The 13,581-nt window shown below is 36.5% G+C and carries 12 protein-coding genes; 7 read left to right on the top strand and 5 right to left on the bottom strand.

Annotation, left to right across the window (positions count from 1 at the left end; genetic code table 11):
* Nucleotides 1-31: 31 nt before the first annotated feature.
* Nucleotides 32-859, top strand: a complete 828-nt coding sequence (locus QE109_RS07410) for a carbon-nitrogen hydrolase family protein (RefSeq protein WP_281093800.1) — start codon at nt 32-34, stop codon at nt 857-859.
* Nucleotides 860-987: 128 nt separating this feature from the next.
* Here QE109_RS07410 and QE109_RS07405 read toward each other — a convergent pair whose 3' ends face one another.
* Nucleotides 988-1,731 carry an HAD-IB family hydrolase gene (locus tag QE109_RS07405; RefSeq protein WP_281093799.1) on the bottom strand — a complete coding sequence of 248 codons (744 nt, stop codon included), beginning with the start codon at nt 1,729-1,731 and terminating at the stop codon, nt 988-990.
* A gap of 169 nt (nt 1,732-1,900) precedes the next feature.
* On the opposite strand from QE109_RS07405, the gene QE109_RS07400 reads away from it, so the two are divergent.
* The gene (locus tag QE109_RS07400) at nt 1,901-2,509 is read left to right on the top strand and encodes an acetate uptake transporter (protein WP_281094039.1); all 609 of its coding nucleotides are present in this window, start codon (nt 1,901-1,903) and stop codon (nt 2,507-2,509) included.
* Between the two features lie 140 nt (nt 2,510-2,649).
* Nucleotides 2,650-2,877: a hypothetical protein gene (locus QE109_RS07395; RefSeq protein ID WP_281093797.1), complete on the top strand. Its 228-nt coding sequence runs from the start codon at nt 2,650-2,652 to the stop codon at nt 2,875-2,877.
* 134 nt (nt 2,878-3,011) lie between these two features.
* Here the strand turns inward: QE109_RS07395 and QE109_RS07390 are convergent, their stop codons facing one another.
* Nucleotides 3,012-3,653, bottom strand: coding sequence for a lactate utilization protein (locus QE109_RS07390; protein ID WP_281093796.1), 642 nt, complete (start codon nt 3,651-3,653; stop codon nt 3,012-3,014).
* A 199-nt stretch (nt 3,654-3,852) separates the two neighbouring features.
* Between QE109_RS07390 and QE109_RS07385 the strand changes: the two genes are divergently transcribed.
* Nucleotides 3,853-6,168: an ATP-dependent Clp protease ATP-binding subunit gene (locus QE109_RS07385; protein WP_281093795.1), complete on the top strand. Its 2,316-nt coding sequence runs from the start codon at nt 3,853-3,855 to the stop codon at nt 6,166-6,168.
* A gap of 237 nt (nt 6,169-6,405) precedes the next feature.
* On the opposite strand, the gene QE109_RS07380 is transcribed toward QE109_RS07385, so the two are convergent.
* Nucleotides 6,406-7,773 carry a D-serine ammonia-lyase gene (locus QE109_RS07380; RefSeq protein ID WP_281093794.1) on the bottom strand — a complete coding sequence of 456 codons (1,368 nt, stop codon included), beginning with the start codon at nt 7,771-7,773 and terminating at the stop codon, nt 6,406-6,408.
* Between the two features lie 116 nt (nt 7,774-7,889).
* Here QE109_RS07380 and QE109_RS07375 point away from each other — a divergent pair, with 116 nt between their 5' ends.
* The 3 genes from QE109_RS07375 to QE109_RS07365 all read left to right on the top strand — a co-directional run bounded on the left by QE109_RS07375 (nt 7,890) and on the right by QE109_RS07365 (nt 9,921).
* Nucleotides 7,890-8,396, top strand: a complete 507-nt coding sequence (locus tag QE109_RS07375) for a hypothetical protein (protein WP_281093793.1) — start codon at nt 7,890-7,892, stop codon at nt 8,394-8,396.
* On the top strand, nt 8,393-9,364 hold the full coding sequence (locus tag QE109_RS07370) for a helix-turn-helix transcriptional regulator (RefSeq protein WP_281093792.1): 972 nt from the start codon (nt 8,393-8,395) through the stop codon (nt 9,362-9,364). Before QE109_RS07375 ends, QE109_RS07370 begins: the two co-directional genes overlap by 4 nt.
* Nucleotides 9,365-9,477: 113 nt before the next feature.
* Nucleotides 9,478-9,921 carry a GyrI-like domain-containing protein gene (locus QE109_RS07365; protein WP_281093791.1) on the top strand — a complete coding sequence of 148 codons (444 nt, stop codon included), beginning with the start codon at nt 9,478-9,480 and terminating at the stop codon, nt 9,919-9,921.
* 98 nt (nt 9,922-10,019) lie between these two features.
* On the opposite strand, the gene QE109_RS07360 is transcribed toward QE109_RS07365, so the two are convergent.
* Together QE109_RS07360 and QE109_RS07355 are read right to left on the bottom strand one after the other, a co-directional pair.
* Nucleotides 10,020-11,762, bottom strand: coding sequence for an NADH-dependent [FeFe] hydrogenase, group A6 (locus QE109_RS07360; protein WP_281093790.1), 1,743 nt, complete (start codon nt 11,760-11,762; stop codon nt 10,020-10,022).
* A gap of 13 nt (nt 11,763-11,775) precedes the next feature.
* The gene (locus QE109_RS07355) at nt 11,776-13,569 is read right to left on the bottom strand and encodes an NADH-ubiquinone oxidoreductase-F iron-sulfur binding region domain-containing protein (RefSeq protein WP_281093789.1); all 1,794 of its coding nucleotides are present in this window, start codon (nt 13,567-13,569) and stop codon (nt 11,776-11,778) included.
* Nucleotides 13,570-13,581: the final 12 nt, after the last annotated feature.

Here is a 13,581-nt window from a genome sequence, read left to right as displayed (position 1 = left end):
AAATGAAGACTATAACAAAGGGGTGAGTAGTTTGAAAGAGAAGTTCAAATTGGGATTAATTCAGATGATTACATCTAGGGATAAATCGATTGCAGTTGGCAAAGCTATTGAAAATATCTCACAGCTAGCAGACAATGGGGCGAATCTTGTTGTCCTACCTGAGATGTTCAATTGTCCATATGAAACCCAACGCTTTCCGAGCTATGCCGAGCCAGAAGGTGGCGAAACATGGCAAAAGATGCAGCAAATTGCCATTGAAAAGAAAATTTACCTTGTTGCAGGTTCTATACCTGAGATAGAGGCAGGCAAGATCTATAACACTTCATTTGTATTTGATCCAAATGGAAATCAAATAGGCAAACATAGAAAAATTCATATGTTTGATATAAATATCGAAAATGGGCAATATTTTAAAGAGTCTGAAACGTTAGAAGCTGGAAATCAACCTACTGTTTTTGAAACAGAGTATGGTAAAATTGGTTTGGCAATTTGTTATGATATTAGGTTTCCTGAACTGGCGAGGCTTATGGTAGCAGAGGGTGCAAAAATGATCATATACCCAGCAGCATTTAATATGACTACTGGACCAGCACATTGGGAACTGTTATTTAGATCTAGAGCTGTGGACAATCAAGTTTTTACAGTGGGTTGTGCACCTGCTAGAGATTACTCTTTAGGATATATCTCTTATGGCAATTCTATTGTGGTTGATCCTTGGGGTGATGTTTTAGGCAGACTTGATGATACTGAAGGCTACTTACTAGGTGAAATTGATTTTAATGAAGTAAGACAGATTAGAGAACAACTGCCAATCATCAGACAACTTAGAAATGATGTATATTCAACTAAGTTAAAATAGTATAACAACAAGACAATCAAGAAAAACCTGTGATTCTTCTTTTAAAAGAGAATCACAGGTTTTGTTGATTTTTGTCCGTTTCTTTCAGCTATTACTTAATAGAAGCAAAATATTCAAAATTAATTAAATCATATATGAAGTTGTTCCTCACTGATAATCTTCACACTTGCATCTAATTCATAGACTAAATCTTTTCTTTCGATGATGACTTTAGCGCGTTTAGCAAGCTCAGGTGTGGTTTTTATGTTGAGCAAGAGTTCTCTAGCTGGATTGATAGCAACCGGATGACCAACGCGACTTAACATAGAAAAATCTCCGTTTGTGTCGCCATAAGCAAAACTTTGAGATAAATCTATATTAAATTCTTTAACGATTTCATCAATTGCGCTATTTTTACTATCAGAATCCCACATTGGGACTACTTCCCCTGTATAACATCCGTCGCGATCGACTAAATAGCCAGTTCCGCGATAGCCATCAATGTTATATTTATCAGCCATTTTTGAAACTAGAAAATCTGGACTTCCAGAAATGAAGAAAACTTTATGACCCTGCAGTTTATGCCATAAGATGCGGCTTCTCGTGTACTTGTAAACAATATCACCATGTAGTGTAACAACTTGATTAGAGATAAACTCTAGATCTGCAACACGCCTTCCTTTTAAAGCATCGTAATAAGTGTTTACAAGTTCCATCATATAATCATCATATTCTCCGACGCGTTTACGCCATTCAGTAAAAGCGTTTTTGAGACTAGTATGCCAAAGGGCGGGATCTATAATCTCATATTTTACCATCTTTTTAAAGTGTTCTATCATCAATGAATTGCGGTAAAGTGTACCGTCAATATCAAAAAATGCAGCTATATTCATATATTCCTCCAATTTAGTTAAGTGTTGTTTGACTATTATTATATTATACCCTTTGCGTGGAAACTTGCGACCTTTTTTTTACGATGATTTTTCTTGATATGGTGGGACATTTATGATAATCTAATTTGGAGTTTGATTTTTAGTGAAAGATTTATCATTGGGAGGATTTATCGTGGATCAGAACGAAAGAAAGATTTTTACAGCAGACCCGTCGGCACTTGGATTATTTGGTCTTGCTATGGTTACTTTTGTGGCTTCAACGCAAAAGTTAGGATGGACTACAGGTACATCTTTTATTATTCCTTGGGCAATTTTCTTAGGTGCAATGGCACAAGTATATGCATGTGTTAATGACGCTAAAAAAGGAAATGTATTTGGTGCTACAGCATTTGGTGCGTATTCACTATTTTGGTTAGCTGTTGCAATGACTTGGATGACCTCAAATGGCGTTTTCGGAGAGGCAATGAAAGCTAATGCTGATGTCAAACAGCTTGGTTTCGCTTTTCTTGGCTATTTGATTTTCTCACTTTATATGACATTGGCATCACTTGAAACAAATAAGGTTCTAATGATTATTTTTGTATTAATTGATTTTCTTTTCCTTGGATTATCTTTAAGTGTAATTTGGGGCATAGAGATTGGTCATGAGATTGCTGCAGTGAGTGAGTTTTTAATTGCACTTGTTGGTTTCTATGGATCAGCAGCAAATGTAATCAACCATACTTTTGGTAGAGCTTTCTTACCTGTTGGTAAGCCACTTGGTATTTTCAAAAAATAACAAGTTACTAGTTGAATTTACAAATTTGCCGCACAGTGATGTGCGGCTTTTTTTTTAAAATCATATCCTGTTTTTTATTTCTCGACTATTCAATTTAACGAATTTGATGTACAATAAGGTTGAAGATGTAAGGAGGTTATATGACTGAGAATATTTTAAAGGTTCAAATTGAACAAACCGAAGGATTGCCATTTTCAGAAGAAGCAATTTTCAAGGCAGTCGCTGATAATTTAGATAGAATTGACACTGAAAGTGATGAGGCGTGTTTACTTGTTACTGGTCCTATGGCGATGATTTTGTATTGGGAAGGCGATAAGGTAATCGTTGAACGTGTAATGCGTTCAGACGATTTAAAAAACGAGCTATAAGTACGTGAATGTCTAGGAAAAATTCAGTATAGAAACTGGATTTTATTATGTTATGAATCATAAATTAAAAAGCTCTTACTAGAACAGGGATTATCGTCTAGAAAGAGCTTTTGTTTATTAACAAATCAAGTATATTAATAGCCATAGTTTCCATCGACAAAGATGACATGTATTCTGTCTTTATCGCGTTGATGAGCAATGATACTGTAACTACAGCAAATTCTACCTTCACTTCGACAATCCGAACAGGAGCCAGTAAATGTACAAGGTGTGCCAGTATTTAATCTAACATTATTTGCTGGGGCACAAACTTCACGGTTTCTTGTAACCGCTTCTTCGATATTCTTTACGATTTTGTTTGCAGATAAGATGATGAATACTTTGTCTGGTCCATATGAGATTGCAGCAACTCTATTGCCAGCCCCATCTACATTATAGAGTTCTCCTTTTTCAGTAATGGCATTTGAACTACAAAAATATGCATTTGCTGAAAAGGCATTTCTGTGTACTTGCTTAAGTTCAGCTGCTGTTATTTCAGGTGCATAGCGATCATAAAAATGATAAGGTTGTTCACGAATCCAATCAATCAAACCCGTTTCAAAAAGAGTCATTGAACCACCAACTGCAACTGAAGCTTGCTCAGGTACAAGTTTTTTGAGAAGGTCTTTAAGTGCATCAGTTGAATGAACATAATAACCATTCATGTTGTTTTTGGATAAATTCACAATTGTTCGTGCAATACGTGCTTCGGTAACTTTTTTGAGATTTTGATCCATCTTTTTTCTCCTTTTGTTAAATTGATAGTTTCAGTTAGAGTGTATCTAAAAAACGTAATAAAAACAACTTTTTGCGTTTATTCATAAAAAATTTAATATTTATAGGATTAATTATTAGTATGAGTAGGTTATAATTAGGGTAACTAACGTAAATAGAGGTCTTAGATGTTTATAATATAAATGATAAGGTGAGTGAAATATGAAAAAATGTTCTGAATGTAAAAAAAATGTAGCTATGATGAGGACGGCAAAAACTGAGAATGGCAAGACTGAATATGTAGATTTGTGTCTTGAATGTGCTCAGAAAAAAGGCTACCCAGTTATGGATGAAATAATGAATCAAATCAACTTAAGCCCAGAAGAGATGGACAATCTTTCAAAGCAGATGAATCATCTTTTTGACAATGTTTCTCAGGACGAAGATAATCCTTTGATGCAGTTTATGAATTTTGATCAAGATCATGAGCATTTTGATGATGAAGATGAAGAAATTGATCTTGAAGGCTATGATGATGCTTTTGTTGATGAAGAAGAGGATTTTAGTTACGATGAAGCTGAAGCCGAAGAAAGAACAGGTAACGATAAGAAGAAATCTAAGAAACTTAAACTAAAAACACTTAGTAAATACGGTAGTAACTTGATTGAAAAAGCAAATAAGGGTGAAATTGATAGAATTATAGGTAGAAATCGTGAAATTGACAGAGTCGTACAGATCTTAAATCGACGTAGTAAAAATAATCCACTCTTGTTGGGTGAGCCTGGTGTGGGTAAAACAGCAATCGCAGAAGGGCTTGCTGTGCGTATCGTGGAAAAACAAGTGCCTGAAAAGTTATTGGATACGGAGATTTATCTTTTGGACATGACTGCAATTGTTGCAGGAACTCAGTTTAGAGGACAATTTGAAGGTCGTATGAAAGCCATTATCACTGAAGCTTCAAAACATGGCAATATCATATTGGTGATTGATGAGGTCCACAATATCATGGGAGCAGGTGAAGTACATGGTGGAGTTATGAATGCAGCCAATATACTTAAACCTGCACTTGCAAGAGGCGAAGTACAGATTATAGGTGCGACAACACTGGATGAATATCGTAAGCATATTGAGAAAGATGCAGCGCTTGAAAGACGTTTTCAACCTGTGATTGTTGATGAACCAAGTGTTGAGGACAGCATCGAAATCTTAAAAGGAATCAAAGATTATTATGAGAGTTTTCATAAGATTGTTATAGATGATGATGTGATAGAAGCAGCTGTAAAGATGTCAGAACGCTATATTACGGATCGTTTTTTACCAGATAAAGCAATTGATGTTATTGATGAAGCAGGCTCTCGCGCAAATCTAAAAAATCATGGTTTGGTTGAAGTTAAGGCGTTAGAAGAAGAGATTCAAAGGCTAGAAACGTTAAGAGCAGAAGCAACTGAAGCCGGTGATTATGAAAAATCTGCTGAGCTTAAAGCGGAAATGATTCGATTAACTGAGAAAATAGAGAATTTAGATAAAGAAAGTGCACATGTATCTTTAACTGTAGAAGATGTAGCATATGTGATTGAAGCATGGACCAAGATTCCAGTTAAAAGTATCACAGAAGAAGAAGCTGAGAAGTTAATTGAACTTGAGAATAGACTACACAAACGCGTGATTGGTCAGCAAGATGCTGTAGATGCAATATCAAAAGCAGTGAGAAGAAATCGATCTGGATTTAGAAAGAAAAGAAAGCCAGCATCTTTTATCTTCGTTGGTCCAACAGGTGTGGGTAAAACTGAACTTGCTAAGTCTTTAGCAGAAGAACTCTTTGGAACTGAAGACGCAATCATACGTGTTGATATGTCAGAATTTATGGAGAAACACACCGTTTCTAAATTGATTGGTGCCCCTCCTGGATATGTAGGCTATGAACAAGGCGGTCAGTTAACCGAAAAAGTAAGAAGAAAACCCTACTCGGTAATTTTGCTTGATGAAATAGAAAAAGCACATAGTGATGTCTATAATGTTCTCTTACAAATTCTTGAGGACGGTAGATTGACAGATGGTCAAGGAAGAACTGTTTTCTTTGAAAACACAGTAATTATCATGACTTCAAATATTGGTACAAATTTAAAATCTACTGGTATAGGCTTTGGAAGCGAGTCAGACCAAAAGATGGATCATACGATTCGTGAACTGCTCAGAGAATCTTTTAGACCTGAGTTCCTTAACCGAATTGATGATATCATTGTCTTCAAAGCACTTCTTCATGATGAGCTTAGACAAATTGTCGATCTTCAGCTTAAAGAAGTTGCTAATGAAGTAAGAGATAAGAAGATGACACTTGAAGTAACAGATGAAGTGAAGAAATTATTAGTTGATGAAGGTTTCGATGAAAAATATGGCGCAAGACCACTTCGACGTACAATTCAACGTATGATCGAAGATGAGATTGCTGAACTTTATATTAGAAAACTCATCAGTGAAGGTAATTTACTCAAAGCGGTAATTGAAGAGAACAAAGTTAAGATAAAAGTTCAGGCATAAATAAATGGCTAGTATCAATTGGATTTTATGTATCAATATAGTTTCAAGTTAAGTGCGCTAATAGAACTGTAATTAATAAAAAATAATAATTTATAAAAATAGTAATTGAGAAATAGTAATTAATAAAGAGAGTAAATGCTAGAACTTTAGAAACAAAGTTACGGCACTTACTCTCTTTTGTTATATTTTAGAGTGCTTTAGTAGATTTACTTTCTACTTAGAACTTTATGCTTCAATTTAGAACTCAATTTTGGTTTTTTCACCTCTTGAGATGAATTCTGTCATAATGGATTCAGGCACAAGACCACCTCCAGTTGCCCATGAAATATGGTGTGCGTTCTCCATCTTTTCTAGTAAGTTATTTTCAAGTAAATATTCGAACCCCACTGTATCGTAGAAAAGATTAATGGGGCCAGTAAAACCAGCTAAAGCGGAGGGCTCTAAGCCTTTATGTTCAGAAAGAGAAAACATATAAAGCAACCAATATAATTTGTCATCTGAAATGGTGTAAGCGCCATCAATCAAAGTTGAAACCACTCTCCCAACAAATCCAGATGCTCTCCCTACTGCCAATCCATCGGCATCGGTTATATTGTCAAGACCAAGCTCTGAAACTGAAATGGCGTTGTGTTTCTCTGTAGCAAGTCCGAGTAACATGCAGGGTGAGTGTGTCGGTTCAGCAAAAAATATACGAACATTATCACCATAAATTAGTTTTAGACCATAACTGATACCACCAGGTGCTCCACCAACACCACAAGGTAAGTAAATAAAGAGTGGGTGAGCATCATCAACGATTTGGTTTTTAGAATCCAGTTGCTCTTTTAACCTTAAAGCTGCTACTGCATATCCAGTGAATAGTAAAATAGAATTTTCATCATCAATAAAATAGCAATATGGACTTTGAAGTGTGCTTTTTCGACCTTCCTCCACAGCCATAGAATAATCAGATGCATGTAAAACAACTTCAACACCTTTATGTTTAAGTAGTTCGACTTTCCATGATTTTGCATCTTGTGACATGTGAACCGTCACATTAAAGCCGAGCGCAGTACCTATAATGCCAATACTTAAACCGAGGTTTCCTGTGGAGCCAACCACAAGTGTATACTGTGAAAACAAGTTACGTGCTTCGGAGCTATCAAGAACTGAATAATCAGATGAAATAGTAATTAGCCCACTCTTAAGTGCTAATTGTTCAGCAAGGTAGATCACTTCATAAACACCACCTCTTGCTTTAACTGAACCTGCTATTTCAAGGTGGGAATCGAGTTTTGCACTCCAACTCCCTATGATTCTACCTCCAATAAATGTTATAAGGCTTCTTTGAAACGCCTCAATAGGTGTTAGTTCAGATTCTATGAGACCATTTTTAGCGATCGTTTCAGGGAATAGTTTTTGGAAAAGAGGTGCAAATCGTCTTAAGCGCTGATCTGCCTCGATGATATCATCAAGTGTAGGTAGTATTGAAAATTCTTCTTCTAAAGTTGCAATGGCTTCACTATATTTTTTTTTATGAGGATTAATCCAAAGTTGCTCTTTATAGGCTTTTAAATCAGAGAGTACTGAATCAATATTGCTTTTATCAATTGTTTTGCTTTCCATAAGATTACCTCCCAATAATGTAATGTCATTTTAATATTAACAGATTTATGGAACATTTAAAATCTAAATAAAGAATGGTATAATGAACTCAATAAGCGCGTTAAAAGGAGAGAAATATGACACTTATGAAGCAGTTAAATAAATATAAACAAACGATCCTTATGACTTTGAGTTTGATACTCATAATTGGTTTCTTTATCCCTTGGGTTGTAGATAATCCTAGCAATGAAACTTTTGCAAAGTCGGATATTAGCATGTCTGGCTATAAGATTTTTACTGGATACCACGAACTCGCTTCAACTTTTAAACCCCTAGTAGAGGCTTTAGGATATCCTAAAATTGCTTTTTTACTGAATTTAGGTTACGTACTCATCTTGTTACCATTTTCAAGTCTAGTTGCACTTGTTTTCAACGGGTTGAGATTAAAGCATGCTTTAGTAGCCAACTGGGTTGTTTATATAACGCATACCATAATTCTGTTTTCGACATTTTTAGTGATTGTTCTCTTTAAAGATTTGAGAATACTATTTTATTCGTTACTTTCATTTACTGCTGGGTTTTATTTGGTGTTAGTTGTTGCAATACTAGGAATTGCAGTCTTGATTTTGACGAGGAAAAAATGAAACATTATCGTTTGATGGGGATTCTGTTACTACTTGAAAATAATGCCGTAATGACTGCAAGCCAACTTGCAGAACATTTTGAAGTTTCTGTAAGAACAATTTATAGGGATATAGATGTCTTATCTGAGGCTGGTTATGGAATTGTTACTGAGAGTGGTAAAGGTGGTGGAATATCTTTGATGTATTCTAAGCGACTTAGGTTAAGTGCTATGGATGAAAAAGAATTATTCCAGGTTGCTCAAAAATTTGCTACAAAAGATCCCGATGATCTTCATGCACAAAATATTGCCTTGAAGATAAGAAGTCAACTTCCTAAAGAAGCACAAGTTGTTTTTGATAAATTGACAGAATCAACTTTAATTGATCACTCAAATTGGCAAGGCAAAATCCTCAATAATGATGAAGTGGAATTTTTAATCCAGGAAGGGATAATAAAGTCGTTAAAAATAGTCATTGATTATACCAGTGGTACGGGATTTAGTACCAATCGTATAGTCTGGCCACTTGGGATCGTTAGAAAAATAAATCAGGCTTATCTTGTTGCTTTTTGTGAAAAACGTAAAGAAATTAGGACTTTTAAAATAGATAAAATTTCAAGGATTGATTTGAGTCAAACTTCGTATACGTTTGAGGGGACATTTGATTTAAAGAAGTACTGGGGAGATGCAACTGGAAATTATAGCAAAAATAATTCGTTGCCGACAAAGCCAAGAGTTGTAAGTGATGGAGAGCCACATTATCCAGTGAAACTCAGATGTGCCGAAACATCGTTGATACACCTATCGGGTTTTAAACTTTTGGAGATATGTGCCGATGGTTCTTTTGTGTTTGATTATATTTCAAGAGATATTGCCTTATCACAGATATTTGGTATAGGAGAGCAGATCATCGTAATATCTCCTAGTGAGTTGCGAGAGGATATCATAAAAAAAGCAAAATATATCTTGGAACATTATTCAATGGAGTAGCTTATTTATAAGCTTCTTTTTTTGCTATTTTTACACTGACATATAGATGTCAACAATAGCTTGATATACTTATCCTAGTTACTGATAAACGAATAAAGTTGATGGAGGTAAAGATGAAAGCTAAAATTGTAAATGTTAAAGCAGCAAAAGTGATGGGCATGGTTTATAAAGGTAAAAATTTAAATGGAGAAATTCCTGCCATGTGGACGATTTTTAACAGAAGATATGTTGAACTAAAAAATGCAGATCTGCAGGTGTTTTATGGTTTATGCTATGGCTATGAATCAAATGGTGATTTTTCTTATATGGCAGGGCTGGCAGTAGATCCTATTGCGGATATTCCAAATGGTATGGAAGTAGTTGAATTACCTGCAGGGAAGTATGCTGCTTTTACATTTAAAGATCATATCAGTAAAATGGGCGAGTTTTGGGATGCGATTTATAAAATATATCTACCAGAGAATAACCTTAAACCATTGCAGGGGATGACTTTTGAATTATATGATGAAAGATTCCCAATTAATGGCGAATGTGATATATACATCCCAGTTGAATAGAGTTATGACATTAAAAAACAACTTATTCAAGGCTGCAATCCTATTTGGAATTGCAAGAGCCTTTCATAAGTTGTTTTTTTTATGCGTTTGAAATATAACTATATTTTTTCTCTTGGTACATAATGCGTATGAAGCAAATCGTGCGCTTTTTCGCTATTTGGTTTTCCAAGGTATTCGTCATATAGTTTTTTAATATAAGGGTTATCGTGTGATTTACGTAGGATTTTATTTTTATCTTCTTGATAAATAGCTGCCTGACGTTTTTTTATGATTTCCATGTCGCCGTGATGGTATGGTTGTCCACCACCACCGATACAGCCACCAGGACAAGCCATGATTTCAATTGCATCAAATTGTGAGATGCCATCGCGAATGTCTTCAAGTAACTTTCTTGCGTTACCGAGTCCGTGTGCAATCCCAATTCGGAGGTCCATATCGCCAACTTTAACGGTTGCAGATCTGATACCTTCTATTCCTCTAAGTTGTTGAAAGTCAACTTTTTCTAATGATTCACCAGTGATCCAGTCGTATGCAGTTCTAACGGCAGCTTCAATTACACCACCAGTAGTTCCGAATATTACAGATGCGCCAGTACTTTCGCCAAGAAGTTGATCAAATTCTCCTTCAGGAAGACCTGCAAAGTTTACACCTGCTTCTTTGAGCATCAAAGCAAGTTCTCTTGTTGTGATAACGATATCCACATCACTATGATCGTCTTTAGTGAGTTCTGGTCTTGCAGCTTCTGCTTTTTTAGCGAGACAAGGCATAACTGAAACCACTACAATATCTTTTGGGTTCAAATTCATTTTTTCTGCGTAGTAGGACTTTACAATAGAGCCCATCATGATTTGAGGTGATTTACATGTTGAAGGAATATCTAGCATATCCGGAAATTGGTGTTCAAAAAATTTAACCCAAGCAGGACAGCAACTAGTAAGCATCGGTAAGGTACCACCATTTTGAATCCTATTAATCAATTCGGATGCTTCTTCCATAATCGTGAGGTCTGCTGCAAAATCTGTATCGAAAACTGCATCAAAGTGAAGACCTTTTAGTGAGGTCACAAGTTTACCTGTAGTGATAACACCTGGATCCATATCAAACATTTCCCCAATTGCAACGCGTACTGCTGGAGCAACTTGAACGACGACGTGTTTTTTAGGGTTACTTAGTGCTTCCCAAACTGCACCTGTATTGTTGACTTCGGTAAGTGCCGCTGTTGGACATACTGCAACACATTGACCACAGAATGTACATGAGGTATCTACCATGTCAAGGTTAAAAGCTGGTCCAACAAACACATCAAAACCTCTATTTACTGCTGATAAGATGCCACAGGTTTGAACTGTGTTGCACATTGTTTCGCATCGTCGACACATTACACATTTGTTGGGGTCTTTAACCAGTGCGTATGAAGATGTATCCTTTTGATAGTCCAGCTTTTCACCTTCATAGCGAATGTGTCTGATACCAAGTTCTTGTGCAAGTGCTTGTAAATCACATTCTAGGTTTTTAGGACACACAAGACAATCAAATGGATGGTTGGAAAGTAATAGCTCTACAGCAGTTCTTCTGGCTGATATAGCACGAATATTATCAGTACGGATGATCATACCCTCTGTACAAAGCTCAGAGCATGATGGTACAAGAGCAGGTCTACCTTCTACTTCTACCATACAGACGCGGCAAGAAGCACTTTGGTTGACGATCCCAAAGTCTTTTAAGTTCATGTGACAAAGTGTAGGGATTTTGAGTCCTACATTCTTAGAAGCATCTAAAATAGTTGTACCCTCTAGAACTTGTAAGGGCATGTCGTTGATTTTTATATTAAGCATTTTCATTGGAATACCCCCTTTATGGTTTTAAGACGGCTTGGAATTTACAAGCTGTGTAGCAAGCACCACATGCGATGCATAGCGACTCGTCGATAACGTGTTTTTGCTTTGGTGCGCCTGAGATACAGTTTACAGGACATACTCTAGCACACGCGGTACATCCAATGCATTTTTCTTCAATAATTGAATACTTAGCAAGTGCCTTACATGCACCAGCTGGACATCTCTTATCTTTAATATGCGCAATATATTCATCATAGAAATATTCAAGTGTACTAAGAACTGGGTTTGGAGCAGTTTGACCGAGTCCGCATAGTGCACTATCTTTGATTGAATTTCCAAGCGTTCTTAATTTGTCAATATCTTCCATGGCACCGTTGCCTTGTGTGATTTTATCTAGTAGTTCATACATCCTTTTGGTACCAAGACGACAAGGTGTACACTTGCCGCATGACTCGTCTTGTGTGAACTCAAGATAGAACTTGGCAATGTTGACCATGCAATCATCTTCGTCCATAACGATCATACCACCTGAACCCATCATAGAACCGATGTTTTTAAGGCTTTCATAATCGATAGGTGTATCAAGATCTGCTACAGTGATGACGCCTCCTGATGGTCCGCCAGTTTGAACGGCTTTAAAAGCTTTGCCACCTATGATTCCACCACCGATATCGTAGATGATTTCTCTTAAGGTGGTTCCCATAGGCACCTCAACTAATCCTACATTGTTGATTTTGCCAGCGAGTGCAAAGACTTTTGTGCCTTTAGAGGTTTCGGTTCCAATGCTACTAAACCACTCTGGTCCTTTTAATATAATAGGGCATACACTTGCAAACGTTTCAACATTGTTAACACTAGTAGGTTTGCCGTTAAATCCTGCAATTGATGGATAGGGTGGTTTCTTAGTAGGTTCGCCACGCTTACCTTCTACAGAGTGTATAAGAGCGGTTTCTTCTCCACAAACAAACGCGCCAGCACCTAACTTGATCTTGATTTCAAAGCTAAAATCTGTGCTGAAAATGTTCTTACCTAAAAAACCATATTCTTGTGCTTGCTCAATTGCAACCTCTAATCTTTTGATCGCTAATGGATATTCAGCTCTGATATAGATTATACCCTCAGAAGCGCCAATAGCATAACCTGCTATTGCCATTGCTTCAAGTACTGTATGTGGATCGCCTTCAAGAATTGACCGGTCCATAAAAGCACCGGGATCGCCCTCGTCAGCATTACAAATTACATATTTTTGATCCGCTACGGGTTTTCTTGTAAATTCCCATTTTAGTCCAGTTAAGAAGCCGCCACCACCTCGACCGCGTAAACCACTAGCTTTTACGATATCGATTACTTGTTCAGGTGTATGTTCTGTTAAAACTTTTCCTAAAGCCTCATAACCATTAAAAGCAATATATTCATTGATATCTTCTGGGTTGATCAACCCACAATTGCGTAGTGCAATCCGATATTGCTTTTTATAAAAACTCATTTCATCGTGTTTTGGTAGTGCTTTTTGTGTTTCTGGTTCTTTATAAAGCAAGCGCTCAACGACACGACCTTTTATGATATGTTCATTAACGATATCATCGACATCAGTTAATGCGACTTGAACATAAAATATATTGTCTGGATGAATTTTAACAATTGGACCTTGTCCGCAAAAGCCAAAACATCCAGTTTTTATAACTGCAACTTCTTCACCATATCCAGCACTTTCAAGTTTAGACTTGAATTTATCTACGATTTCTAGACTTTGTGCTGAGACACAACCGGTACCGCCACATACCATAATGTGTGTTCTTTGTGTAGTCATACCCCAAACCTC

The organism is Fusibacter bizertensis, assembly GCF_029914245.1.
In the GTDB taxonomy this organism is placed as follows: Bacteria; Bacillota; Clostridia; order Peptostreptococcales; family Acidaminobacteraceae; genus Fusibacter_C; species Fusibacter_C bizertensis.
Note: the sequence above shows the minus strand (reverse complement) of the source record. Positions and strands in the feature narration are given on the sequence as shown.

Coding starts and splice junctions, on each gene's coding strand:
- QE109_RS07405 (WP_281093799.1), bottom strand. CDS start 1,731: ATGAATATAGCTGCATTTTTTGATATTGACGGTACACTTTACCGCAAT.
- QE109_RS07395 (WP_281093797.1), top strand. CDS start 2,650: ATGACTGAGAATATTTTAAAGGTTCAAATTGAACAAACCGAAGGATTG.
- QE109_RS07390 (WP_281093796.1), bottom strand. CDS start 3,653: ATGGATCAAAATCTCAAAAAAGTTACCGAAGCACGTATTGCACGAACA.
- QE109_RS07385 (WP_281093795.1), top strand. CDS start 3,853: ATGAAAAAATGTTCTGAATGTAAAAAAAATGTAGCTATGATGAGGACG.
- QE109_RS07380 (WP_281093794.1), bottom strand. CDS start 7,773: ATGGAAAGCAAAACAATTGATAAAAGCAATATTGATTCAGTACTCTCT.
- QE109_RS07375 (WP_281093793.1), top strand. CDS start 7,890: ATGACACTTATGAAGCAGTTAAATAAATATAAACAAACGATCCTTATG.
- QE109_RS07370 (WP_281093792.1), top strand. CDS start 8,393: ATGAAACATTATCGTTTGATGGGGATTCTGTTACTACTTGAAAATAAT.
- QE109_RS07365 (WP_281093791.1), top strand. CDS start 9,478: ATGAAAGCTAAAATTGTAAATGTTAAAGCAGCAAAAGTGATGGGCATG.
- QE109_RS07360 (WP_281093790.1), bottom strand. CDS start 11,762: ATGAAAATGCTTAATATAAAAATCAACGACATGCCCTTACAAGTTCTA.
- QE109_RS07355 (WP_281093789.1), bottom strand. CDS start 13,569: ATGACTACACAAAGAACACACATTATGGTATGTGGCGGTACCGGTTGT.